Annotated in this window: 20 protein-coding genes, 3 tRNA genes and 1 pseudogene; 14 read left to right on the top strand and 10 right to left on the bottom strand. The window is 62.7% G+C overall.

Annotation, left to right across the window (positions count from 1 at the left end; all coding sequences use genetic code 11):
* Positions 1-74: 74 nt before the first annotated feature.
* A complete protein-coding gene (locus tag PKE84_RS04670; RefSeq protein WP_271176048.1) occupies positions 75-320 on the top strand; it encodes a hypothetical protein in 246 nt (81 codons plus the stop codon).
* Between the two features lie 26 nt (positions 321-346).
* The gene (locus PKE84_RS04665; protein ID WP_271176047.1) at positions 347-790 is read left to right on the top strand and encodes a YdeI/OmpD-associated family protein; all 444 of its coding nucleotides are present in this window, start codon (positions 347-349) and stop codon (positions 788-790) included.
* A 55-nt stretch (positions 791-845) separates the two neighbouring features.
* Here PKE84_RS04665 and PKE84_RS04660 read toward each other — a convergent pair whose 3' ends face one another.
* From PKE84_RS04660 to PKE84_RS04650, 3 genes are all read right to left on the bottom strand, one after another.
* Positions 846-1,208: a cupin domain-containing protein gene (locus PKE84_RS04660; RefSeq protein ID WP_271176046.1), complete on the bottom strand. Its 363-nt coding sequence runs from the start codon at positions 1,206-1,208 to the stop codon at positions 846-848.
* Between the two features lie 86 nt (positions 1,209-1,294).
* A complete protein-coding gene (locus tag PKE84_RS04655; RefSeq protein WP_271176045.1) occupies positions 1,295-1,819 on the bottom strand; it encodes a hypothetical protein in 525 nt (174 codons plus the stop codon).
* A gap of 877 nt (positions 1,820-2,696) precedes the next feature.
* On the bottom strand, positions 2,697-3,422 hold the full coding sequence (locus PKE84_RS04650; protein ID WP_271176044.1) for a hypothetical protein: 726 nt from the start codon (positions 3,420-3,422) through the stop codon (positions 2,697-2,699).
* A 120-nt stretch (positions 3,423-3,542) separates the two neighbouring features.
* Between PKE84_RS04650 and PKE84_RS04645 the strand changes: the two genes are divergently transcribed.
* A complete protein-coding gene (locus PKE84_RS04645; protein WP_271176043.1) occupies positions 3,543-3,884 on the top strand; it encodes a hypothetical protein in 342 nt (113 codons plus the stop codon).
* 56 nt (positions 3,885-3,940) lie between these two features.
* Here the strand turns inward: PKE84_RS04645 and PKE84_RS04640 are convergent, their stop codons facing one another.
* The 3 genes and pseudogenes from PKE84_RS04640 to PKE84_RS04630 all read right to left on the bottom strand — a co-directional run bounded on the left by PKE84_RS04640 (position 3,941) and on the right by PKE84_RS04630 (position 8,653).
* Complete coding sequence (locus tag PKE84_RS04640; protein WP_271176042.1) at positions 3,941-4,531, bottom strand: hypothetical protein; 591 nt, start codon at positions 4,529-4,531, stop codon at positions 3,941-3,943.
* A gap of 408 nt (positions 4,532-4,939) precedes the next feature.
* A pseudogene (gene mobF / locus PKE84_RS04635) lies at positions 4,940-7,315 on the bottom strand (MobF family relaxase).
* Between the two features lie 324 nt (positions 7,316-7,639).
* Positions 7,640-8,653 carry a DUF6615 family protein gene (locus PKE84_RS04630; RefSeq protein WP_271176041.1) on the bottom strand — a complete coding sequence of 338 codons (1,014 nt, stop codon included), beginning with the start codon at positions 8,651-8,653 and terminating at the stop codon, positions 7,640-7,642.
* Between the two features lie 490 nt (positions 8,654-9,143).
* Between PKE84_RS04630 and PKE84_RS04625 the strand changes: the two genes are divergently transcribed.
* Positions 9,144-9,953: a hypothetical protein gene (locus PKE84_RS04625; protein ID WP_271176040.1), complete on the top strand. Its 810-nt coding sequence runs from the start codon at positions 9,144-9,146 to the stop codon at positions 9,951-9,953.
* 461 nt (positions 9,954-10,414) lie between these two features.
* Positions 10,415-10,783, top strand: coding sequence for a hypothetical protein (locus tag PKE84_RS04620; protein ID WP_271176039.1), 369 nt, complete (start codon positions 10,415-10,417; stop codon positions 10,781-10,783).
* Between the two features lie 330 nt (positions 10,784-11,113).
* Here PKE84_RS04620 and PKE84_RS04615 read toward each other — a convergent pair whose 3' ends face one another.
* Entirely contained in the window at positions 11,114-11,803 is a 690-nt protein-coding gene (locus PKE84_RS04615) for a hypothetical protein (RefSeq protein WP_271176038.1), read from the bottom strand.
* 139 nt (positions 11,804-11,942) lie between these two features.
* Between PKE84_RS04615 and PKE84_RS04610 the strand changes: the two genes are divergently transcribed.
* The 8 genes from PKE84_RS04610 to PKE84_RS04575 all read left to right on the top strand — a co-directional run bounded on the left by PKE84_RS04610 (position 11,943) and on the right by PKE84_RS04575 (position 23,048).
* A complete protein-coding gene (locus PKE84_RS04610) occupies positions 11,943-12,140 on the top strand; it encodes a hypothetical protein (RefSeq protein ID WP_231429994.1) in 198 nt (65 codons plus the stop codon).
* A 113-nt stretch (positions 12,141-12,253) separates the two neighbouring features.
* Positions 12,254-13,369: a tyrosine-type recombinase/integrase gene (locus PKE84_RS04605; protein ID WP_271176037.1), complete on the top strand. Its 1,116-nt coding sequence runs from the start codon at positions 12,254-12,256 to the stop codon at positions 13,367-13,369.
* Positions 13,370-13,769: 400 nt separating this feature from the next.
* Positions 13,770-14,255, top strand: coding sequence for a hypothetical protein (locus tag PKE84_RS04600; protein WP_271176036.1), 486 nt, complete (start codon positions 13,770-13,772; stop codon positions 14,253-14,255).
* A gap of 124 nt (positions 14,256-14,379) precedes the next feature.
* On the top strand, positions 14,380-17,517 hold the full coding sequence (locus PKE84_RS04595; protein WP_271176035.1) for a cutinase family protein: 3,138 nt from the start codon (positions 14,380-14,382) through the stop codon (positions 17,515-17,517).
* A 600-nt stretch (positions 17,518-18,117) separates the two neighbouring features.
* A complete protein-coding gene (locus PKE84_RS04590) occupies positions 18,118-18,750 on the top strand; it encodes a hypothetical protein (protein ID WP_271176034.1) in 633 nt (210 codons plus the stop codon).
* Positions 18,750-19,235 carry a hypothetical protein gene (locus PKE84_RS04585; RefSeq protein ID WP_271176033.1) on the top strand — a complete coding sequence of 162 codons (486 nt, stop codon included), beginning with the start codon at positions 18,750-18,752 and terminating at the stop codon, positions 19,233-19,235. Before PKE84_RS04590 ends, PKE84_RS04585 begins: the two co-directional genes overlap by 1 nt.
* Positions 19,232-21,604 (top strand): hypothetical protein, encoded by a 2,373-nt coding sequence (locus tag PKE84_RS04580; protein WP_271176032.1) that lies wholly within the window; start codon positions 19,232-19,234, stop codon positions 21,602-21,604. Before PKE84_RS04585 ends, PKE84_RS04580 begins: the two co-directional genes overlap by 4 nt.
* Before the next feature lie 490 nt (positions 21,605-22,094).
* A complete protein-coding gene (locus tag PKE84_RS04575; protein ID WP_271176031.1) occupies positions 22,095-23,048 on the top strand; it encodes an IS481 family transposase in 954 nt (317 codons plus the stop codon).
* Positions 23,049-23,126: 78 nt separating this feature from the next.
* Here the strand turns inward: PKE84_RS04575 and PKE84_RS04570 are convergent.
* From PKE84_RS04570 to PKE84_RS04560, 3 genes are all read right to left on the bottom strand, one after another.
* Positions 23,127-23,199 (bottom strand) — tRNA-Phe (locus PKE84_RS04570).
* Between the two features lie 92 nt (positions 23,200-23,291).
* Positions 23,292-23,368, bottom strand: a tRNA-Asp gene (locus PKE84_RS04565).
* A 35-nt stretch (positions 23,369-23,403) separates the two neighbouring features.
* A tRNA-Glu gene (locus PKE84_RS04560) sits at positions 23,404-23,476 on the bottom strand.
* 372 nt (positions 23,477-23,848) lie between these two features.
* Here PKE84_RS04560 and PKE84_RS04555 point away from each other — a divergent pair.
* Positions 23,849-24,046: a hypothetical protein gene (locus PKE84_RS04555; RefSeq protein ID WP_271176030.1), complete on the top strand. Its 198-nt coding sequence runs from the start codon at positions 23,849-23,851 to the stop codon at positions 24,044-24,046.
* Positions 24,047-24,079 lie beyond the last annotated feature (33 nt).

The following is a 24,079-nucleotide window of genomic DNA, read 5'->3' as shown; positions in this document are numbered from 1 at the left end:
CCGCACGAACAAAGACGAAAGGCACCACGATGACTACAGTACGAACGCACCGATACACGGTCGAGACCGGCAACTTGGCCGCGATGCTCGAGCACCGCACGAACCTGATCAACGGCATCCGTTCGGCAAACCCGGCTTTCGCCGCTGCGACGCTGATCCGGCTGGAAGACGGCTCTTACCTCGACATCTGGCGCTGGGACTCCGCCGAGGACATGCAGATTGCGGCGCAGGCCGCGGCGGGCTTCCCGTTGGTCGGTGCCACGCTGTCCTTGACCACGGACCACACGATCATCGACGGAGAGATCCTGGACGAACGCTAGGTCACCCTGATCGAAGGAGGAGCACAATGAAATTCAACTCTGTCGTCGAACCGAACGAACCGATGCGTGGGTTGGTGGTGCCGTCCACGGTTGTCGAGAACCTCGAGCAGGCCAGCGGAGCCAAGCGCCCACGCATCACCGTGACCATCAACGGCCACACCTGGCACACTCGACTCGCCATCATGCGAGGGCGCCACCTCATCGGCTTCAGCAACGCCAACCGCGCAGCGACGGCCACCGAGGTCGGCGACGAGGTCGTGATCGACGTCGACGTGGACGAATCGCCCGAAGTCGACGAAACGCCGACCGACGTCACGGACGCGCTGCAGGCCGAACCCTCCGCTCAGGCTCGATTCGACGCGCTCACCACCAGCCAACGAAAGCAGCAGATCCGCCTGATCGACCAGGCGAAGACCTCGGAGACGCGTGCCCGACGCATCGTCAAGCTCGTAGAAACCCTCCGCGGATAGCGGACGCGAGCGAGACCCGACGACGAGGTGGGTCGTAGCCGAAGGGCCGCGCTTGCTATGGGGTGGTGCCGTCAGATGCAGCGCGACGGTCCCCGCGGGTGTTTGGAGCGCTGATCACGAGGAATCGAGCGTCCGCTGTCCCGGGATACACGAGCTGGTGCGGTATGCCGGGCGGCACCTGGACGCCATTGCGCGGTTCGAGATCGACCGCGCCGTCACGGGTGTTCATCCGCGCCGATCCTTCGAGCAGGTAGAAGAACTGTGCGGCGGTCTGGTGAAGGTGCCATTCTTCGCCTGCCCCTGGTGGAACGCGCTCCTCGATGACCGAGAGGCCTGGTTCGTCGACGAGTCGCCAACCGTCCGAGACCTCGCCCCAGGTGTAATGGTCTGCGGACTGGCTGTTGGTCGATTCGATCATGGGCCTATTCTTTCAACAGGCCCCCCGACGGGGTGGGCTGCGCCTGACATCGCCGGCGCTCGTAGGTGGCCGCAACGTGAGACCGCTCAGCGGCCGGGCACCTGGAACGCAAACCTGTCGTCGGGCGAGAATCGGTACTCGTCGTCGCAGCGGAACCCGCGCAGCCACTGTTCTCCCTCAATGACCCGCAGGTAGAACCCTTTAGGGAAACTCGCGTCGTCAGTCAGCGGTGCCGAAGCGACCGTGAGAGCGCCCGCGGGGGACGTGCCGGCCGACAGCACGGAATCCGGAGCGTTCGCCTGGGAAGCCATCGCGAGCCGTAAGTAGGGGCCGGTGTCGGGCGGCGCCAGCTCGAACCCGTGGGACTGTGCCGCCGAGAATACCTCTGGGAGAGTCGCGCCGGTGCTCAGATGCAGATCGGCCAGCGCGCACTCAACGACGCTGATCTCTTCGCGGTCTCGTAAGTCGAAGATCGCGTGATCCAGCAGGGTCTCGGCGTATGCGTTGAGCAGGACGCCGCCCGAACGGAGCGCCGCTCGGAGCTCGGCGCGGGTCGGGCCTCCGACCTGAAGACGGAGGGGCGTCGTCTCGGTTCCGTCGGTGGGCTTCACGTGTCAAGGCTATCCAGGATCACCGATGGTCTCCGTCGCAACGAGGTTCGTCGTCATGGATCAACGGCTCGACGGCCTGATTTGAATCTGCGGGGTTTATGCGGAGTGGCCGACTGCCAGAAAGAAGAAACCCCCGCCATGCAGAAGCTAGGCGAGGGTTCCAGTGGCTCCGACCGGCATCGATCCGGTGACCTTTCGATTTTCAGTGAGCCTGGGCGGTTTTCGCTCATTTCTTATGGGCGTGATATCGCCCTGATCAGGGATTCTTCTGAATGGTCTCAGTTGGTTTCAGTTCGTTTTCGCGCGTTTATGGCACATTAATGGCACAAGATCGGGCCGTCTGTCGGGCTCCAGGAGAGTGATTCGGCTGACCAGATAATGACGGATGCTTCACGTGGAGGTCAGCCCACGCGGGTGGGCGACAATGTTCAGGTTGCTCGTCGAGTCATCGGTCGGGAGCCGATCAGTCGGATGTTCTGCTCGTCGGGTCGGCTATGCTGCAACCGCTCGATCGCGTCACGGATTGTGACCTGGCTCGTGCGACTCCCCTCGTTCTGGATCCCCACGTGCCACAGGGAGTGTTCAACCAACTGGACGGTCCATGCTGGTTGATCAACACACGAACTATCGTGCGCGGACCCGGATAGTTGGCGCCAGATCCGAGTTGGACGGTGGACATGCGCGGAATTCTCACCCCGAACCGATGTTGCCGTCGCCCCGTCATCACGCATCTTGCAGGGCGACCCATAAGAAAATGCGAAACGCATGCGACCTGGTACATCACGGCCGGGTGCCATCGGTGAACCAGACGGCCGAAGGTCAACCAGCCCACGGGCGGGCGCGGTCGCGCTGAGGGATCGTTGCCCAAGCCTCACACTCACGAGCTCACGCGCGAGGATCGCCAAGCTACAACTTGGGTCTTGAATGGCTCGAGACGCCGATACGCTTCGCGGGCGAATGAGAGTTGCCAGTCAAGGTCCTTCTGCCGCAACTCAGCATGAATGTGAATGTAGTTCCGGGCGGTGTAGTAGCCCGCGATCTCAGTCCCAAGCTTCTGGTCAACGATCCCGAGCCGGACAGCCGCGGCAACCTTGCTGTCGAATCTAATCTTCGACTGTTGAGTCTTGCGCACTGCTCGAACCGCGCCTACGATGTCGTCGGCGTCGCTTGACGGAAGTGCTCGAATCTTGTTCTGGATGTATCCAGGTAGCGGGCGCTCCACGAGTGCCTCGAAGGTGAACAGCTGCTCAACTTCTGGCTCGTGCGCTGCCTCCACAAAGAGGAGATGGTGGATGCACGCCTCGTAGATTGACGCATACTGCTGCACCTGCAGTTGGATCTGGGCTTGAATCGCCCAATCCTCCTCGATACGGAGCCCTTCCCACAGCTTGTATAGATACCGCGCGGCGTAGAACTCCTGTCCCAGCCGACTCCTCAATTCCTCATCATCGATGAAGTCGAAGTACTCGCGGTGCCACGTCAAGTCTCCCGGGAGGTCGCTGCGCGCGTACTCGATGGCTTCGGTTCGTGTTGGCTCGGGCAGAGGCATGGACCCAGTCGCTTCCTGCGCGAGAAGGCGCGCGTCCCAAGTCTGGAGGGACATGCTGCGACATTTGAAGCAACACGCGAAGGCGGGGTCCGCTGCGCAAATACGCGACACCTGAACCAGACCTGCCCGAGCCCCTCGAGGATCGTCGCCGCAACGCGCGACTAGAGTCGTCGCATGGCGGGCCCTTGGGACCTCGTGCACAAGTTGCGGATGGAGAAGCATGGCGAGGTGCAGACCGAGGCGCTGACGGCGCTCGTTGAAGTTCTTGTCCAACAGGCGGAGACTTCGAAAGCGCAGTCCGACTCACTCGAACAACAGGCGGTCGCCGCCTCGCGTCAAGCAGAGGCGGCACAGCAGCAAGCCGAGACGTCACACCTGCAGGCCCTCGTTGCGAGGGAGGAAGCAGACGCGTCGCGTGTCTCGCAACGGACGTCTGCGCGTATTGCGCTTGGATCGCTGATCGTGGCTGCCGCTTCGTTGGCTGTGGCAACCATTGCGCTGGTGCTCCCCACCTGACCGCGTGGGCCGGCCCCTTTGCGCGCAAGAGGATGCATCTACGAGCCAGGCACGCCCTAACGGTCCTCGCGAAAGAAGGCGATCCGGGCTTCCGCGTAGTCGCTCAACTCTCGTTCGAGCTCGTCAATCAACGCGCTGACGATGGCCTGCAACTCGTCGTGGCTGATGAGTCCGAATACGTTCTCGCGGTCACCCACTGAGATGGACAGGCTCGGGTCAGGCAGCGCTCCCAGGCCGCGCCCTTGAGGCCTGCCCGGTCGGGCGACCCACTCTTCGTTGTCGAACTCGGACTCGTCCATGTGCTCGATGGTGTTGCGGAGAGCGCGAAGCTGCGGGTGAGGGGGGCGTGGCTGACGGCCGCGTTCGGTGTACAGCCGCTTGATCCAGCGCTCGAGATTGTCGGCGCTGATCACGAGCAGCGCTTCAGCCGTCCACGCGGCCTGCCATGAGGCCGCGAGCTCATCCATCGTGACGTCGCCATCCATGCGCCCGTACATGTTGTCGACGTTATGGAAATGCCTGACTCTCTCCTTGACGTTGTGGAGCTGCTCGCGAACCGCGCCTGCCCAGGAAACGGCGAGCGATCGAATCACATCTTCACCGTCAGGATTGAAAGACTGCAGCGGTTCGGGGACACCAGGCGTCATGAACAGAAAATAGCGGCAGGATCCGCCTCTGGTCCCAATTCGTGCGCCTCCTGCCACGAGGACAAGTGAGCGTTGAACGGCCTTCTCATCGTCTCAGCCCAGCTTCGGGCTTCCTACTCGACGCGGAGTCTTCGACTGAAGCTGGTCTCGTCCATGGGTACATAGTGCGGCGGCGAGTTTCCGTGCTGCTTGCGAGCCCACGTACCGACTCGCGTGCCGCCGCCGCCGCATTCGCGAGACCGCGATCGGCTCGGTCGCGTCGAGCTGCGAGCACGAACTGCTCCCGCGCATCATCTACGTCAGCCGCGACGAGGTGCAACCGGTTGGAGTTCCGCCCGCGTGTCAATCCCACGTAGACACTTGCTGTCCCCGTCGCATAACCGACCAGCGTGTGCGACTCGGCCACCGTCATGCCCTGCACGCCGTGGGCGGTCGCGGCATACGCGAGATGCGCGTGCTCGGCGACGTACTCGGCAGGCAGCCGTACCGTGCGTTTCCGCCGCCCGCTGGCATTCTCGGCAGCCCAGACCGCGCCATCCTCGCCCACGCGTCGGACGACCCACGTCTGCCGATTCGCCACCCGCACGCCGAGTCGTTCCGCCGAGTCTGGATCAAATCGCCGCACCCGATGCTCAGACCATCGCTTCCAATCACAGTGCGGTTGGCATCGACATCACTAGCGCGCACCCGCTCCTCGCGTATCCGCGCATTCAACTCTCGCGCCTCGTCGTTCGTCGCAACGGTCATCGCGCAGTCCTCGCGCCACTCGCGCGCAAGCGCCTCGAGCTGCGCATCCGGGCTCTCATGAATCGCAACGAGACCGAGCGCGCACAGCCGGTCGAAGACAGCCTCCGGATGCTCCCCGCGCCGCATCTGCACGGTGACCGCCGCGTACTCCGGGTCGACGAATCGGTGCACGGCCGTCATGCGATGCATGCGGGGGAGTAGCTGCGCGGTCATGTCGAGAACGACGCCGCGCCCGACCGCGGAAAGCTGAGCGCGGTCGGCGACGAGGGCGACGCTGGCGACGTGCTCGTCGGCAACGGTCAGGAGCGCGAGCGCGGTGTCCTGGTCGAGCATGCCCGCCTCGTCGACGACGATTCGCTCGCCGAGAGTGAGCCGAGCGGATGCCGCGGGGCCGGCGTACGCGGCATCCGTGTCAGGGTCGTGGTCGCCGACGGCGAGCCGCGTCTACACGCCGTCGCGATTCCACCGCCACCCGTGCTCGTACACGAGCTTGGCGACGCTGTCGGCTGCAACCCCGAGCTCCTGGTGCGCAACGTCGGCCGCCTTTTTCGTCGGCGTGACCACCCGGCTCTTGCGACCCTGCCTTGCCGCTGCCTTGATCGCGGCGGCGAGCATCGTCGTCTTGCCCGCGCCGGCCGCGCCCTCCACGACGACGAGCGATTGAGCGGATGCCACGGCCGCAGCCGCGCGCGCCTGTGCAGGGTCGAGCAGGAGTCGCTGCGCGATGCGCGACAGGTCCGGCGTGCGTACCTGCGGCCGCTCGGCACGCGCCGTGAGCAGATCGCGCAGCCGGGTCTCGACGGCGATGACGTGCACGCTCGTCAGGTGCGCGACGTGCTCGGGGCGCGGCCCATCTGGGGGTAGCACCGATAGGTAGTTCTCCTCCGCGAGTTGCGTGGCGTGCGCGACGAACTCGCGCAGCGGCGTCGGGTCGGCACGCACGCCGGCCTCGGTCACGAGGTGCGACACGTGCTCCTGGATGTCATGCACCGTCCACGTCGACGCGGCGGCCCCGCAACGATCGAGCGCGCGGGACGCGACATCCTGCACGCTCAGCTCATCGAGCGCGACGGCCCGTTGCGTCGGCACGCGGTCGAGATCAGGTCGATAGCCGGATGCCTCGAGCTCGCACCGCCACGCTTCCTCGCTGCCGAGCCGGGTCGGCTGCTTGTGCGGCCGTTCGTGATCCCACGCCATCGCAGTCAGTCGCGACATTGCGGCGGGCCCGGGTTCCTGGTCCGGATGCGCCGCGCGCCAGTCCTCCTCGAAATGCGTCAGGTTGCGCGCAACCTGCTCGGCACGCTTGCTCATCGCCGCGTTGAACGGCTGCAGTTCGGTGACCTCGGCTGTCACCGGATCGAGCGTGAGGCCGTGCGCATCGAGCGCGGCCGCGAGCTGCGGGTGCGCTGCGATCACGGCCGTGCCAAGCGCGCGGATCGCACCTTGCTGCCGGAACAGTGCCGCCGTGTCGAGACCCCGCCACGCGGCATCCGCCCACACGCGTGTGCCGATCGGGAAGTGGATGTGCCGGTGCGGGTCGCCGGCCCGCGAGGTCTTGTGGGAGACCGCGACCGTCTCGAGCTGCTCGACCGGCACCACCCGCTGGGCGCCGCGCGGACCGACTCGCGTGACCGAGTGTTGGCCGAGCCAGACGCGGATCTCGGCGACCGCGTCGCGCTGCGCCGCATCGAGGGCTTCGGATACCGCGGGGTGCAGCGCCGCGGCGATCGACAGCGACTTCGGCGCGTTCACGACCATCTCGGCGAACCTCGGCGATCCATGGCGAGCGTCGCCGGCATGGCGTGGCGTGCCCATCGACTCGCCGGTGAACGGGTTGATCCAGTCGACCCATTGCGCGTACTGGTCTGGCGTGAGCGCGCCCTCGCCGATCAGGCTTCCGTTGCCATCGACGACTGAGAACTCGGCCAGCGCCGTGCCGCCCTCGAGGTAGTAGTCGTCGGCGCGGGAGCGATCGGACTCGAGGTACCGGCGCGCGTCGGACCCGGAACCCCGGTACAGGATCACTCCACCTCGCATCGCCTTCCTCCGAGCTGCCTCAGGTTCTTGCAACTATCTACGGTAGCATATGTGCATTCACGCGGAAATGCGGTGACGCAGGGTGTCGAGATGCCGCAGCTTCGAAGCCGTCCGAAAAGGCGGCTACTCACGGTGCCGGGTTCTACTTCTCAGCGGCATGCGAGGATCGCCATTGAGTCGTTGACGGATCTCAAACCAGGCAATGCGCGCGGCCGGAGGGCTCCGTGTACCGCTGATTTTGTCGGTAGCGGTTGGCGCCGGGCGCGTCGCTCTGACGACCCCAACCGTTCCACAAGAATGGTCTGCGGGAGCCAATTCCCTTCCTCAATCTGAGAACGAGTCCACGCGGTCAATGTCGATGACTGAGACGAAACTCGGAAGCGAAATCTGGGCGCGATCATGATCAGACGGTTCAAGCACGACTGATCGAGACGGCAGGGGCGCATACGAGTCATCCTCGTCAAAGCTTCGAGCGAGCCTCATCTCATTGCCTACAGGGCGAGTGACCCGGTCATTGGGCGCTCTGTCGCGGCCGCGTGCGGTGGTGTTCACCTCGAGCCGGGCAACCGGCGCGTCATCGAAATCGTCGCCTTCCCGTCGAACGATCTGGCGCACGTAGGATGGCAGCCCTCTGTCGCAGGTGCCGTCGGAGATGTTCACGTCCCAGAAGTCGTCGATGCGATTAATCACTGCCGGAAGGGGACGGTTCGCGAGAGCTGCCACGATCTCGGCCAGTGACTTTCCAGCTCGAAGTTGGGAGACGAGGCCGTCGAAGACGCTTGCCCAAGGGATGCTCCCTGGGAGGTGAGCGTCGGCCTTTAGCGTGGCGCGGCCCGCTGGAGGCTTCCCATACCTATCGCGGACGTGAGTCGCGAGCTGCGCGCTGCAACCCGCGTTCCGAGCTACTGCAATTCCAGCAGCTGGCTCGGCCGCGTAGAAGACGTAGAGCGGCAACCATCGGCAAAGGACGTCGGCGGGGTCTGGATTTATGAGACGCTCCAGCTGTTGCCCAGTGCTGTGTGGATGGCCGAGCTCAGCGAAGCGTCCGTTCCTGTTGAGAATCTTGGCCTGCACGCGAATCTGAACCCAATCGTCCTGGTGGCCGATAAGCCACTCCCAGTCCGCTCCTGTGGCCAGCTCATCGGGCTCGTTGGTCACTATGTAGACACGTTTCGTCCAGAACTCGCGAAGTCGAAAGAAGCTGTGCTCGGTCGCAGTGACCTCGCCCAGCCGCAGCCGATATCCCAGCGTGCGCGAATGGTGCACCATGTCCCAGACGTCCTCGGCCTGCGTAGTCATCGCTTTCTGCATGCGTTCGAAGAACTGGAGTTCGGTCACGTCGCCAGCTTGTCAGAAAACACCCGGTCGGAGATTGCGCACCCCGCCGAGAATCTAGAGGGGGTGAGAGCTGAGGACGAGGTCGTTCGCCGCTTGTCCGTCGAGTGCCCACCGTGGGTGTCTCGCGGCCATTGCGACGTGGCAACCACTCACCCTGCTTCGTGGGTGAGCGCCACGTGGGCCGACCTGGCCGGCGGCAGTCGAGGAAAGGGCTCGCGTCCGAAGCATGGACCCTCAGCGGTAGAGCATTCGGCGCGAAAATCCGCACAGCCGGCCTGGTGTCCTCGTTCGGGACCGTCGGAGACGTTCGGGACCGTCGGAAACGTCCGGGAGCCACGCATCGTGCGACGACCGCTGCGCGAAAGTCGCTCGTCGGCCAGGGCCATAGGCTTCCGGAAGGACACCAGCCAGCTAAAGGGAATCAATCGTGCCGACATATAGTTCGAATCGACCTGAGCGGCGCGCCGTAGCCCAGTCCCTGCGGCGGTTGGTGCCCGTCAGTATCGCGGTCAGCGACGCCCTTGGTGCGACGGCGCCGTCAGGGATCCTCGAACGCGACGAGTCACGGCGGATCAACGAAGCGTCTCGGTTGGTCCAGCTTCACCATGCGGTGGCGACAGACCATCTGGCGGCGTTTGCGGGTCTGCTCAACCTCCCCGGATCGCACGGACCTTCGGTAGCCGCGGTTGAACGGAGCCTCCTGGAGACTTGGGGCCGAATCTGGTGGATACTCGGTGCTCACACCGCACTAGCGGCCGAGTATCGCGCCCGGGCGATGATTGTCGCCGAGCTCGAGGCCGGCGACCGACGGGGCATCCAAATGTTGTCGGCAGAGAGCATCTCCGACGCGATCGCGCGAGCGAGCCGAGCTCGCGATGAGATCCCACCGATCGAGCCGTCGGAATCGGTGCCGGGGCCGACCAGTCTCGTGACGAACTTCCTTCAGCAATCGGGAGTGGCACCACGCGACTTCCGTGCCGTGTATTCACATCTCTCCGGCGTCTCGCATGGCGAATCGGTCTTCACCGAATCGCTGACCGAGCTCCCAGGGCTCGCCGCTGTCCGGACGCCGGTTATCGTGCTGCCGAGCGACAACCTCGGCAAGTACAGCGCCACCGTATGGGGAGCGACGCTCATCGGCACCAGTCGCCTGATGGGGACCTGGGGACTCGATTCCGGCATTCGCGACGCGTTCATCCAGAAGGCGACCGAAGTGGGGGCGCAATTGGATTCTGGTGACCCGCCAACGACCAGGTCCTCGACGTCGAACTCGGCCCGCAGGCGCACGAAGCGACGCTGACGACCACCCGCGGGCAATCCACCTGGCACGAGCTGTGGTCAGCTGCTCAAGGCGGTCGCCTCCTCAGCGGCTTCGTCAGCGCCGTGCCCGGAGGGCGATGCCGGACCTCGGTGTTGAGCCGCGGTTCGCAGAACTAGGTGGCGCGGTGATGAAGGCCATGCGGTGGCTCTAGGGCAGGCTCCAACTGCGAGCATCGAGCGTTCCACAACGAACGCTGTGCAGGTGACCTTCCAGCCTGTGCAGGCAGCCCATCACCCTCCAAACTCAGTCGCAAAGGCAACCTCGAAAGCACAACGCTCGGTGGCTCAACTCACAGCAGCACGAAGACCGGAAGCCGGTACCCGACGCAACTCGGGGCGGTGGGGCAGGCGAGCCGGTGTCCGCCCCTCGAGAGTGGGAAGCGCTGATAAGCGGAGCTACGGTGGACGTTGACACCTTCTCGAGAGCAAAGGCGGCCACGGATGGATGAGCACATTCGACGTGTAGGCGAGTTCGTTGGAGACGCCTTGCAGGAGGGGGCGCGGCAGGCGAAAGCCGAAATCCGGGACAACGCCCACCGACAAGGGTTCACCAGTGCTGCGGGCATAACTCTGCGCCGCGTGGACGATGAGCTCGACGCACTGAGAAACCGTATGAAGGGCGAGGGTCCAAAGCTGACTCAGACGGATCTGGTGTTCTACGCCAAGCTGGAAGAGCTGAAGACCGACATAGAGGCGGAATTCGACCAGTTCTGGCGCGGGAGCGGCATCGACTGGCGACCGCGGAAGACCCTCGTCAAGGGAGTCGTCAGGCGTGTCCCGGAAACCGAGGGCGTAGCTGGTCTCGACTGAGCCGGCACTAGGCAGGGTCCCCGATAGGCAAAGTCCCTCGGCGCGGGCGGGCGTCGTTCCCTGCTCGGCGTCGATCGCTGCTCGAGCGACAGTCGACCGCGTACGAGTGCCGGTCCTTAGCCGCCGGACGGTTGATCTCGACCGCACCCACCTCGATCGTGCGAAGTCTCGTTTCGCTTACCTCGCCCGGTGAAGATGGCCCTAAAGGAGCGCCAACTGGAACGATGGGCCCGTCCGGTAGCAGCGATCAGGTGGGTCTCCAGGCGCTAATCCGATTTACCTTGTCTCGGAGCTGCCGCTGAATGTGCAGGCCTCCGACCCGTCGCATGGTTAACCCGCCCGCCCCCGGCGACCGGGTGGCAGGAGCCCGCGCTCGCGGGCCTTCGTGATCCACCCCTGTGCCGTCGACAGCGCCACGCGATTGATCTGCGCCATCGTCGCGCTTGGGTTGGCGTCACCCTGTTGAGTGAGCCGGCCATGCTGCAGCGCGACCAGCTCGTAGAAGTCCGCCACCTTCTTCGGGTCGCCCAGCGGCTTCAGCAGGTCGCGCTCGCTGACCTTCCGCCCTGATGGCAGCACGATCTTCCCGCCGGTGATCGTCTCGGTGCGCTTCATCGCGAAGAGGCGCTTGTTGATCGCGGCCTCGATGCGGGCAGTGGGCAGTTCGCGCAGGAGTTGGCTCGTGATCGGGTCGCCGGGTCGCCATGGTAGGTAGATCACGCCCGTGATGCGCACCTCTTCCGGTACAGCAAAGAGCTGACGCTGCAGCCGGATCATCACTCGCGTATGCGTTGCCGTGTGCTCGAGGTAGCGCCAGCGTCCGCCGGTGGTCTCGTTCTGGTCGGAGTCGGCCGGCGAGCCCTGATCGTCGTAGCCGAGTACCTGATCGATCTGCTCGCTCGCGTCGTCCTCGCGCTCGCCGGGGAATCGGCCGGGCAGGTACCACCCCTCGGGCAGGTCGTCGGCGACGAGCAGGCCGTCGTACGACTGGTCACCAGGGCGGGGAGTCGAGGCGGGCATGCGTCGAGTCTAACCACTCAACTCAGGTACTTGCCGAAATCTGCACGATCATGATATTCTCAGGTACTTGCAAATAGCCACGCTTGCGCTGGCATGCACGAGATGCCAACACTGCGGTGATTAGCCGAAGGGGTGCACCATGGTCGACGTCGCGCTGAGGGTCGAGTACCTGAGCAGAGTCGAGGCGGCCGAGCGATGCCGCATCCCGGTCTCGAGCTTCGACAAGCTGCGCCACGACGGACTCATCCCCGAGCCCGATGCTCGGATGGGCAAGCACCTGCTCTGGAGCGCCGACACGATCGACGAGCTGCTCGCGCGAGGTGGAACGGAACACTGATGGCCGGGCGGCCGACGAAGGACACCCCGTCGCGGGTCGACCCGCGCACGGGTCGCCCGCTGCCCGAGGGCATCCGGTGGCGTGCCGATCGGCAGCGCTAGCAGATCCGCGTCGTGGGCCCGAGCGTCGACGGGGGAGCGGCCGAACGGTCGCGCACCTTCCTCACCCTCGCCGAGGCCAAGCGCGAGCTCGCGAAGGCCGTCGCCGGCCGCAACCCGAACGGGTCGATGACCCTCGAGCAATGGCACGAGAAGTACTGGCCGGCGATCGCGTCGTCCATCCGGCCGGCGACCGGGCGTAGCTATGGTGTGGCTTGGCGGCTGCGGGTGAAGCCGAGCCTGGGCCGGCACCGGCTTGAAGACATCACCTCGCCGATGATCGAGTCGGCGATGGTGGGGTGGTCGGGCGGAGCATCCGCGAAGAACGGCGCGCTCGCGGTGCTCTCGCGCTTGCTCGACGGTGCCCGCCGCTCGCGGTTCATCGACTACAACCCGGCGCGCGAGGTCAAGCGGCCGAGCATGCGCGACTCGATCTCGCCGGTCTCGCGGGCGCTCACGCTCGAGCAGATTCAGACCTTGCTCAATCTCTTTCCCGAGGGCGCCTACCGCGGCTACCTCGCGGCGCTCGTCTACACCGGCATGCGAGCGGGGGAGGCGACCGCGCTGCGCGTCGGCGACGTCGACTTCGAGCGCGGCATCATCCGGGTCAGTCGATCGCTGAGCCCTGGCCAGCGCGGCGAGCTGATCGAGCAGTCGCCGAAGAGCCACAAGTCCCGAGACGTTCCATTGATCGACGCGCTCCGTCCCTACGCCGAGACGGCGGCCCGCGGCAAGCAGGGGAGCGACCTGCTCTTCGCCGGTCCAGACGGCGGCCGGCTCACCAACCACAACGCACGCCGCGGTGCCGACTGGGAGACGCTGCGCGAGGCGATTGGCCGACCCGATCTGCGCATCCACGACCTTCGGCACACGTTCGCGACGATTTTGTTCGACGCCGGAGCGAGCGCGCCCGACGTGCAGGCGACGCTCGGGCACTCGAGCCTGCAGGTCACCGAGCGCTACTCGCAGGCCCGCGAGGGCGTCGCGCTCCGAGCGGGCGCAGCACTGAACGATGCACTCAAGAGCACAGCCGGCGAACCACCGAAACGAACCAGACGGCGGGCCCCCGCCGACCTTAATGGCACATTAATGGCACAGGCTCGCGAACGCCCCGGCGGAATCGCCCGTTGAAACAAGAAAACCCCCGGTTACCCGGGGGTTTTGATGGTGGCTCCGACCGGCATCGATCCGGTGACCTTTCGATTTTCAGTCGAAGTCAGGGGGTGTCGTAAGGTCTCATACGATGACAGATCGTTGATTTATCGGGGAAATAGTTGCCCTGTGATAACGCTAGATCCATTTGGATATCACTCGTTTGTAGTCAGAATGTAGTCAAACGGCAGCGAAGCGAGGACCCCAACCGAAGGCTCAGTGCGCCCCGCCTCGGTTGCTGGGCCCCGTTCGTGGGGGCGCCAATGGATGCCATCATTTAGTACCGTCTGGAATGGGTGAGGCAGTCAATTAGCAGCCCGCCCGGTTGGTCCGAGCCCCTCGAACGACGAACACGAGCTGTTGGGACGGCGTCTAGCAGATGGAAGAACAACGCGCAGAACTTTCAGTCAAGCGGGGAGGGTTCCCTTGGCCGAAGTCGAAGAATCGACGTGCGTTCTGGTGGACGTTGATTGTCGCGCTTGCGCTCGTGGTCGCGGGCGGGATTGCGGTTGCCATTGTTGGGAACGATCAGGCGAAATTCGCGAAGGTGAACGTGCTTGCTGACGAGCTGCATCTTCATGCGATTGGCCCGATCGATCACGAGTACCGCTACGGCGGCGGCCTCGCCGGCCCGACGACTTACGAAGCGTTCATAGGTGGCCCGGATGCGTACGATCGGCTGGTTTCTGCGCTCGAGAAGGCTGGATACCGACATGTTTCCGGGAATGCGTGGACTCGGCTGGGTGGTCCTGGAGAGCCTTTGGCGACGGCAGACGAACTTTCCGCGGGACAGTCGTTCACGGATCCCGACGACCATTCCGTTGTGGTTCACAGCGATGGTGTGGTCGTCACTCTCACCCGCTGACTGACTTGCTCACACGGCACCCCCCCGATTTGGTGTCTGTCCCGGCGTGTATTGCACGGCCAGCATGTGTACAGGTTCTCACGATGCAAATGGGGGAAGAATGCGTCGATCAGTCTTTGCGGTTTTGACCACGCTGGTGTTGGCGATCAGTGCGTGCGTTGGTCCAGCGACCATGGCGCAGGGGCAAGAGGCCTGTGGGCCCGACTACTTGCTGCTCGGTGCACGCGGGTCGGGTGAAAGCGCCGACTATTCGGGGCAATTTCAGGGGATGGGCCGTCCTGTGTTCGATTTCTACACGAACCTCAAGGCATCTGTTTCCATTGAGGGCGAAGCGGTTCATTACAATGCGGTCGGCATCGATGGGTTCCCCGACACTCTTTTCGGCCTGCTGGCGTTCATGCACGCCCGTGGACCTTACGATGACTCGGTCCAGGGTGGAGTGAACGCGACCGTGATGCGGCTGGTGGACGCACATAACAACTGCTCAACAACGAAGTTCATTCTCGCCGGTTACTCGCAGGGCGCCGAGGTCATTGGGCGGGCGATTACAGAGCTTTCCCCCGAAGTCAGGCAGGCAGTTTCGGCTGTTGCAGTATTCGGAGACCCGTACTTCAACCAGGCCGATTCGGATGCGGACCTAAGTAACTTCGGACTTCCTTACAACGGCGCTCTCGGGACTCGCGATAAGTGGAAAGACTTACTCGATGCACCAGTCTTTTCGTATTGCCACAACGGCGACCCAATCTGCGGGGCGCAATACCATGCGGAGTTCCCAAACCTTCCGGCGACTGACGTCGTGGACGCGGCGCATCTCACTCAAATCACCGGTCTCAAGGGCGAGGGCCTATTCGCGGAACACGAGAGCTACGTCGACGATGGCTCTACCCGCCGTGCGTCGCGTCGCGTAGCGCAGGCGCTTGGTGTCTCACCCGCGCCCATCACGGCAGATCCCGTTGATGTTGCTTACGTTTTCGATTCTTCGGATGCGATGAGTTGGCGCCTGCCGGCCATTCAGGCAGAAGCGCAAAAACTAGTCTCCGCGGTCGCAGGGCGCACCGCTGACTACAGAATTGCGGTCGTCGATTTCAAGGGCGCAAACGACGCGTATGTGTCCAAAGTGGATGTTCCTTTCACCACCAGCACGCAGGCGATTGTCGGCGGGATAGAAGCGATACCGGTTGGCGGAGGAAACGCCGTCTTGCCTTGGCAAAGCCCGACGGCGAGTGGCCTGACCGGTGTGACCACGGCTTTGGACCTTCCCTGGAGGCCCGACGCTCGAAAGCTCATCGTTACGGTGACAGGAACGAAAATCCATAACGGACCCAGTCAGGGGGATCAGGGCCAGGAAGCTTGCTCAGACGATTGTGGACCGGAGCTCGGGTCAGGACTTTACCTACGCCAGGTTGGCCAGAAAATCGAAGACAAAGGCATCCGCGTCCAGTCCGTTATCTCGACGGACCGGAGCGATGTCGAATGGTGGCAGGACATCCTCACCTACTACGGGCAGGGATTCCCGCAACGCACATTCGAAGCAAGTGGGGACATTGTTGCTGAGGCAGTACGCCGGGGCATCTCTGCGCCCACCTCCGCGCTCACTGTCCCGCTCTCCGTAACACAAGGTGAGAAGAGTTTGTTTAGCGCAGGAGGATCGGAGCCGGGCGATCCTGCTGACGGTGTTCAGCAATACGGATGGCAGTTCGAGAACGGCACGGGAGACGACCAAGGCGGCGGCGCCACGCTGATGCGTCAGCAGACCGCAGGGGACTTGATCGATTCCGTGAGCTCGGACGACCCGGTACCCGTGGGCGTCAAGCTCACCGGGGATGCGAGGGCATCAACCGAATTTCTTTCCCCAGGAACCTTTGAGGTCAGCTTGCGCGCGCGCAGTGCCAGTGGTCTGGTATCGGACACCAAGACTGCGATTACCGTTCTCCCAGGGATCGTGGTCCCCGATAGCGCGCCAGACCTGTTTGCGATTCCCGGAAACAACATGGCGACCGTCTCCTTCACAGCGACGAGCACGGATCCGCGAAACGTGTACATCATCCGCGACCAGGAAGGAAACGTGCTCTCCGCATTCAGACCGGATCTGGGGACATTGCCAAGCGGCATTGCGTCCCGATCCGCCTCAAACGCGGTCAAAGTTGCCTGGCCCGTATTCGGGCTCACCAATGGGCTGACTGCCCGCCTCACGTTGTCAGTTGCCAACAGCGAGGGCACGAGCACACCTAGTGCGCCCGTTGCAGTTACCCCCAGCGAAAGCGGCCAGCCTACATCCGCGCTCTTTTCTGGTGGTTCATTGAACCTTACAAACCAGCTTGATCTGCCGTCCGCCGGGTCCAACGTGTATGCGAACGGCGACTTTGTTTGTGATGTATCGGCCCACGTGCATGGCAACGTCGTAGCGACGGGCTCGGCTCATCTCACAAGCAGCTGCCGCATAGATGGAGACGTGTTTGCCGGCGGAAACATCGTCGTCGACGGCAGCCCAATCGTGGGCGGCTCCATCACGACGACCGGAACGGTTAAATATCAATCAACGGCTCATGTAGACGGGTCGATCATGTCTGCCGGAACATTCACATCGCTTGATGGCAAGTCGATAGCCCAGCTTCGAGAGAGCGGAAATGTAGGAGGTGCGATTACCGACAATTCTCCGATTACGTCACCCGCAGCGATTCCGATGCACACACTCACTGTCGATAGCCAACAATGGCCGGGGTACAACCCGCTGACGTGGCGAGCGTGGATGAATGACACCGCCGCGCGCAACAATGCGCCCGCATGGTCCAAAGCGCGTACTGCGAGTCCGGGCTGCACCATGAGCTCCGCCCCCGACAGTGTGGGAGGGGTCACCGCAACCATCATCTCCGATTCATTCCTTGACCTCCGGAAGTCGGCAAGCAACTGCGCGTCCGTGACTCTCCAGGGAATGACGCTGAACCTAAGCGCTAACCTCACAATTGTCGCTGATAGTTTTCAGGCGCTTCAGGGATTTAACGTCGTTAGCGCCGATGCACGGTCGCATTCTCTTCAACTTTTGGTCCCGGGCACGCAAAAAGACTGCTCAAACGGAAGGAGCATCGCGCTTCCTCCGTCCACGACCATCGACTCCAAGATCACGGCAAAGCTCTTCTCAATAGGAAAATTGACGATTGCCGGACCGGCATCGTTCAGGGGCGAGGCTGAAGCCGGCTGCATGAGCATTTCGGGCGCGGTAACGATTAATCACACGCATCTCGACACTCCCGGAATGAACTGAATGTGGGTTAGGGATCCGCTTTCGTAACGAAACTGGGAAGCCACTTCCCCGATGCTGTCAGGACCAACTAACCAAGCTGCCCCGACAGAGCTTCGATTCGTACGCGGAGTTTTGATGGAGCTAGGTTTCGGTAGCCAGCGCGCGACGGGTACATAGATACCCTCACGCCTCAGTCGTGCGAGCCGCCGCACAGCGAACCGCGCCTGGCAGCTGTCGGTCTACATGGAGGTCTTAGCCTTGGCCATCGACGTGAGTTTCCCACGTTCCGAGAAGCTGAAGTTCTACCATTGAACTACACTCGCGCGGCCCGGAATCCCAGTAAAACACTGGGAAAGAGGGCTGCAGCCCGAGTACCCGGTCAATGGTTTTTGGCCAAACTCATCGTTTACTCAACGCTTTGGGATTTGGCTCATTCGCATCACGCCCCAAAAGTGGGCTTCGGCTCTTCCAAAAACCCTGCCGGCAGGCGTCGTCGCACTGATTCCAGCGACGGATATTGCTCCTCGCTGTCCCGGTATCTGTCAGCGCCCCTGCTCTCGACACGGATGGCGCTCCGGTCAAAAGCGCGTCTAGGTCGCAAACAAATTGTAGTGTGCACTCATGGTGGAAAGCTTGGCGGAGGACCTTCGGGCGGCTGCCGAGCGAAACGCGACCTATCGAGCTCGTTGCGCCAGCATGGCCACACTTTGCGGCGCGGCCGCGGGCGTATTGGCTGCTGCTCTTTTTGTACAACAGGGGCAGCAGCAAGGATCTTGGGCCTTACTTGTCGGGATCGGCAGCTTCGTGCTGCTTGTGTTTGCGACCATTGCCTTCGGCGCTGGCGCCATCTACTTCGCCGACAGCAAGCCCGCGCCTGACGAGACGGACGAAGAGAAGCAGCGGAGGCTGAGCCAACATGGGGAGGCGGTCCTCAAGCGGATCAAGTCTTATCTCCGGTGGGGAAAATGGCTAGCTGGACTTGCGGCAGCTGCCGTCTGCGTCGCGTTGACGTTCGCATTCGTTGCAAACCTTGGGTCGTATTCCGCGCGCTTGACAGGTGCCGGTCTCGACGGGGCTCAGAAGACTTGCCCAAGAATCGATCGGTTAACGGTGGTTCGAGTCGCTGCTTCAGACGTCGAGGGGGATTCACCGACGTTGCTTGTTGATATTGATTCGACTGCCTGCGAAGGTGGCGGTCGCGGGTCCATGACTGGCTTGTTCATCGATCGCCGGTATCTGGTGATCGATCGTTGATGGCCGGTGTCGGAGCGACCATTGGCTGGGTGGAAGCGGTTCACCTAGGAGATATTGCCTGGCGAGCCAGCCTGATGGACGTCGTGGGGGAATTACAACAGGACTACGACGTGCGCTTTGCGGAGCGCGGAGAGCCGGTCGGCGTTTTGGTGGTCGCGTATCGCGCTGCTGATCATCAGCTTGTCGTGAATGGACGAAAGGTCGCGGAATGGGTACTCGGCTATCCGTTGGGCAGCTTAGAGGCCGTCGTTCTCGTGGCATGTGACAGGTGCGCGCCAGATCTTTCCATTGGTCCCGTACGGCAACTGCTCGCTGCACAGGTGCCGGCCCAAGTCCCGCTCACATCCGCGTACAGGGCTAATACAGTACCGGAGCTTGGATACAGCTTGAAGCAACTCTTAGCGACGTATGTCCGACAGAAAGACCTTTCGGGCAGGAGCGTGGCGAAAAAAGAGCATCTCACCATCAGAGGAGACGACTTGTGACGACAACCGGTGTCGAGTGGCTTGCAGCCGTAGTTGCACCATGGACGGTCTCCATCCACCCCAATTTCACGGCCCCCATCAAATCCGACGCGACAAGGCTCGCGCTCGTGGTTGAGCGACGCCATTACGACTCCGATGAGGAGCTTGTCTCTGACGCACTCGCGTCTGGTGAGGGCTATGGCACCCCGCTTCTGGCTGCTTCATCACTTTCGTGGGAGCTTCAGGAGAAGGCCACTGAGGGCCTGTTCATGCGTGCCAATGACAAACGCTTGTCGTTTGGTGAACGAGCTGCGTCGGCCGCTTTTGGCGCGCTCGGCTTGTTCGAGCTTGATAGGCCGGAAGATGCAGCCGATGCCTTGACACGCCTTGAGAGGACCGGCCGTGGCCTTGATCCTCGTGGCTTCGCCGACAGCCACAATTTGATCCAGGCCTATTTGCTTTTGCTTCTGACCGCACGCCTCCAAGACGCGAGACAGTTCGACCTGGCTCGTGAGGCTTGTACCGAGTGTCTGGCGATTCTCGAGACAATAGACAGGAGCACGTTCGAACCCTTTGACGTGACCGAAGGGATCAGCTGGGGATCCGACCAGGTACAGATCGACATTCTCGAAACCCTTCGTCGTAGAGCGCTGGGCGAGTGGGGACACCTTCAGTTCATGCGAGACGACAGCTGGACCGAAGCTGTTCGGAGCAAGGCAACTTGGATCGACTACCGAGTTGCCGGAGTTTTTGAGGAGCGCGACTCGCGGGTGCTCCTTGATGAGTGGGAAGCTCGGTACGAGTCCAACTCAGGGAAGATCGTTATGGGTCGAACGCCGGTCTCGGAACTTGCCTACGCTGCGTACCTCATAGCGGAGCTTTCAGGTTCAACATCGCTCATGTCCAGAGCGCGCGAAGTGCTCGGAAGGCTTCGGCTTCTAACCGGTGGCAATGCGATTTTCGACACCCGCGAAGGAATCCGGTTGCTTCGCCAGGCGGACAGCACTGGACCGCTTCAAACGGCATTGCGGTTTATCCGAGCAGAGGGCCCGAGCGACGCGCTGTATCGCGAAGCCCGAACCGTTCTCGATCGCTCACCGTCCGTCGACAGGGTGACAGAGACTGACTTGTTAGTCCTAGATTTCGCATCGGACTTGCTTGATCCAGACGAACTACATCGCGGTATTCAATTGGCCGAACGCTTGACCGAGGTTGAGCAACTAAATGGCCCCGCTGGTTGGTCCGCTAATGACCGTATGTGGCGAACACTTAGGAGCCTCGTCCCGGGAAGCGGCGCGGAGAGCGAGATCGCGGAGAAGGCTTTCAGGGTTGCGGTCGAGGGCGTTGACGAGCCTATTGTTTCCACACTTGGTCGGGTTCTCGAGGGTATTGATTGGGCACTGGTCGCTGAGCCTATTCGGAATAGGTGGCGCGATTGGTACCTCGAAAGTGACGACGACACAGAGCTACGTGAAACCGTTCGCGAGAAGCTCGAGCTAAAGCGCACTGGCGAACTTCGAGATCTACTTGGGGTCGCAAGGGTCTTGGACGATCACGATCACGAACCGTCTATCGCGCAGAGAGATGAGGCACAAGGGATTGTGCGGGCAGCGCTGGCCGCTGAAAAGGAGCAAGCTGCGAGAGGAGTTCTTTCCTTCGGCGGCGGCGACGCGGGGGACATCGCGGTTGCGTTCGCCATACGTTTCGACTCGAGGGAGGTTTGGGCCGATGTTGTGGATCTCCTCACAAGCCCCGCGATCGATGCTGTCTTGAAGGCCCGTTCGTTGGAGCGCATAAGCAACTTCCCGTCAGATGTTCCGGACTTAGTTCGTAGGTCCCTCGCCAACAATTGGCAGGCAATTGCGAGTTCGCCCTCGCGAATGTCGTTCGCTCGTGCCAAAGTCGCCGATGGGTTTCCGGAGGCGTTGCGAGCGGGAGCGGCCCTAAAGATCGTCAGTGACGATGCGATCCTCGACCAGCTAATGCTCTGGTCGTCCGGTGATGATGGGTCTCGATTCGAGGCGGCCAGATCAGTTCCGAGCGCGGTCTCGGCGGTGCGTGATGCAACGTGGGCGTACTACTTGCTGCTCCAGTTGTCGTACGACGAGAACGTGGACGTTCGGGCCGAGACTGCGCACGCGATTGCGCGCGTGCTGGCCGAACACGAGACGGATACGCCCGCGCAACTAATTGATCGCTTGAAGTCATTGCTGACCGCTGACGGCATTAGTGTGCCCCTCAGAACCATTCACGCGCTCCAACGGTACGGGTTGAAAGGAGCCCTCTCGCCTCTAGAGCCAACTGTCCGCGCAATGGCGGAAGCGGAGACACCACGAATCTTGAGTAGCGCTGCTCGGCTTGTGATTGGGGCCGATCGCTTAAACAGCTAGGCCGAACGTCGTCGGTTGGCGGCGAACCACGTTTCGGCTCCGCACCCTGTGACCAGGACGTCACACCTATGGCCGAGTACCTTATCGAGCCACGGGTGCGCCCACACTCGGACGAAGCCGGACCGCGAGACTGGTGACCGTGTGGTCAGCAGTCTGATGGACACTTGGGTCGTGACGTATCAAGAACCAGCCCCTAGGCCGTTCGGCGTATCGGACGAAGAGGCAATTGAGCTCTGCCGAGAATGGATGGTCTATCTCGGCGCGACCGATGCATTGGCCTATGAGGGAGCGTCCGCCGCGATGACCTTGGACGTTTACGCGGATCTCTTCGGACGATGACCTGGATGCTGTTGCCGCCGCTTTGAACGACGGGGCGTCTCATTCAGTTGTAGTCAAAATGTAGTCAAACGCCGATTCCGGCTACCGCGCGCAGGTATAAAACTGACGGAGGTTGTTGACACTCGGGTCTTCCATTTGGGAGGAAGACTTCATGACATCAACACTCTCTGCGTCGGCCGAGCGGGAGCTCGAGCGGCGGGCGAATCACAAGCTCGCGGTGTTGCGGCACGTTGAGGAAGTCAGCGGTAACGTCGCAGCGACCTGCCGGTATTACGGCATCAGCCGCCAGGCCTATTACCACTGGCTCAAGCGCTACGAGGCCGAGGGCTTCGACGGTCTGAGAGATCGCTCCAGCGCCCCGCACTACTCGCCGACTGCGACCGATGCGGAGGTGGTGGAGAAAATCCTTTGGCTGCGTCAGCAGTATCACTTCGGGCCGGAGAAGATCGCGATGTATTTGAAGCGGTATCACGACGTCACGATCAGCGTCTCGGGGGTTTGGCGGATCTTGAAGAAGGTCGGCCTGAACCGGCTGCCGGCCTCGCAGCGTTACAAGCGCAGGGAGATCCGGTGGAAACGCTACGAGAAGCAACGCCCCGGCCACGCCTTGCAGGTGGATGTGAAGTTCATCGAACCGCTGGGCCAGACGGGCAAGAAGAAGCGCTACTACCAATACACCGCCATCGATGACTGCACCCGGCTGCGGGTGCTGAAGGCCTACCCGACCCACGATCAGAAGACCGCAATCCGGTTCATCGATCACGTGCTCTCCAAGCTGCCGTTCAAGGTCGAGAAAGTCCAGACCGACAACGGCACCGAGTTCGGCCAGTCCTTCCACTGGCACCTGCTCGACAAGGGCATCGACCACATCCGCATCAGACCGGCCACGCCACGCCTGAATGGCAAGGTCGAGCGCTCGCACCGGATCGACGCCGAGGAGTTCTACCGGCTACTCGAGGGCCAGGTCATCGACGACGTCAACCTCTTCAACGACCGCCTCCAACAATGGGAGGACTACTACAACTACGATCGACCACACGGAGCCCTCGCAGGCAGCACACCCTACGAACGGCTCAAGCAGAAAGCACAGGACCCGCTGTCATAGGCCTCCGTCAGTTGCACAGCTACCGCGCGCAGGGCGCAAAAAAGCCCCGCTCCCAGTAGAAGCCTGGAAACGGGGCAGTGGCTCCGACCGGCATCGATCCGGTGACCTTTCGATTTTCAGTCGAACGCTCTACCAACTGAGCTACAGAGCCGAAGCCGGGTCAGTCTCGAGCGAAACTGTGTCGGCCTCTAGACGGAAGCCCTTCTCCAAGCGGTGAACCGCTTTCGGAAGGGCTTCTCGCCGTGGCGACCCTGACGGGACTTGAACCCGCGACCTCCGCCGTGACAGGGCGGCACGCTAACCAACTGCGCTACAGGGCCTCGATGTGAAGCTATTCGATTATATGTGTTGCCAGTGACCCCAACGGGATTCGAACCCGTGCTACCGCCGTGAAAGGGCGGCGTCCTAGGCCACTAAACGATGGGGCCGGACAGCCTCGGGCCGCTTCCGCGATCCGCATGACCACCGACGCATAAGCATACGGAATCCCGGCGGCAATTTCCAATCGAGCCAGAATCCCGGGCGGGTCAGGCCGTTGCGCGTGCGAAACCGGATTCCGGACGAGACCGCGACCAGCCGCGAATCGCCACCATTAAGCGCTCGTGTCGCGTTACATTCGCACTCGACGGCCGCCGGGCCGTCCGTGCAGCTGCGCGTCGTCCCCCGTCTTCCGTCGACCCTCCGAGCCCACCGACCCTGGGCTTCTGGGGGCTGTGTTGCTAAAGTTGCACACGTTGACAACGGGACCCGTGTGACTCATGTGACTGAAGCCGCACACGAGCTACGGGTTCGAGGAAACGATGAAACGCATAGATACGGTCTCGCACAACCCCCGGCCGGCTCGCCAGCACGGGGGTCTGAGCGCGCGCCCCGGGCGCTTCACCGCTGCGCTCGCTGCCGCCATCGTCGGCATGGTCGCGATCGTCGGATCGGTCGCCGCTCCGGCCTACGCCGACTACCCCAGCTGGTCGGACGTGCAGAAGGCCAAGGCGAACTAGTCCGCTGCCGCTGCACAGGTCAGCAAGATCAAC

It is taken from the genome of Leifsonia poae (assembly GCF_027921845.1).
Taxonomy (GTDB): domain Bacteria; phylum Actinomycetota; class Actinomycetes; order Actinomycetales; family Microbacteriaceae; genus Leifsonia; species Leifsonia poae.
Note: the sequence above shows the minus strand (reverse complement) of the source record. Positions and strands in the feature narration are given on the sequence as shown.

Coding starts and splice junctions, on each gene's coding strand:
- PKE84_RS04620 (WP_271176039.1), top strand. CDS start 10,415: ATGGATGAGCACATTCGACGTGTAGGCGAGTTCGTTGGAGACGCCTTG.
- PKE84_RS04665 (WP_271176047.1), top strand. CDS start 347: ATGAAATTCAACTCTGTCGTCGAACCGAACGAACCGATGCGTGGGTTG.
- PKE84_RS04615 (WP_271176038.1), bottom strand. CDS start 11,803: ATGCCCGCCTCGACTCCCCGCCCTGGTGACCAGTCGTACGACGGCCTG.
- PKE84_RS04600 (WP_271176036.1), top strand. CDS start 13,770: ATGGAAGAACAACGCGCAGAACTTTCAGTCAAGCGGGGAGGGTTCCCT.
- PKE84_RS04640 (WP_271176042.1), bottom strand. CDS start 4,531: ATGACGCCTGGTGTCCCCGAACCGCTGCAGTCTTTCAATCCTGACGGT.
- PKE84_RS04575 (WP_271176031.1), top strand. CDS start 22,095: ATGACATCAACACTCTCTGCGTCGGCCGAGCGGGAGCTCGAGCGGCGG.
- PKE84_RS04645 (WP_271176043.1), top strand. CDS start 3,543: ATGGCGGGCCCTTGGGACCTCGTGCACAAGTTGCGGATGGAGAAGCAT.
- PKE84_RS04590 (WP_271176034.1), top strand. CDS start 18,118: ATGGTGGAAAGCTTGGCGGAGGACCTTCGGGCGGCTGCCGAGCGAAAC.
- PKE84_RS04555 (WP_271176030.1), top strand. CDS start 23,849: ATGAAACGCATAGATACGGTCTCGCACAACCCCCGGCCGGCTCGCCAG.
- PKE84_RS04650 (WP_271176044.1), bottom strand. CDS start 3,422: ATGTCCCTCCAGACTTGGGACGCGCGCCTTCTCGCGCAGGAAGCGACT.
- PKE84_RS04585 (WP_271176033.1), top strand. CDS start 18,750: ATGGCCGGTGTCGGAGCGACCATTGGCTGGGTGGAAGCGGTTCACCTA.
- PKE84_RS04660 (WP_271176046.1), bottom strand. CDS start 1,208: ATGATCGAATCGACCAACAGCCAGTCCGCAGACCATTACACCTGGGGC.
- PKE84_RS04610 (WP_231429994.1), top strand. CDS start 11,943: ATGGTCGACGTCGCGCTGAGGGTCGAGTACCTGAGCAGAGTCGAGGCG.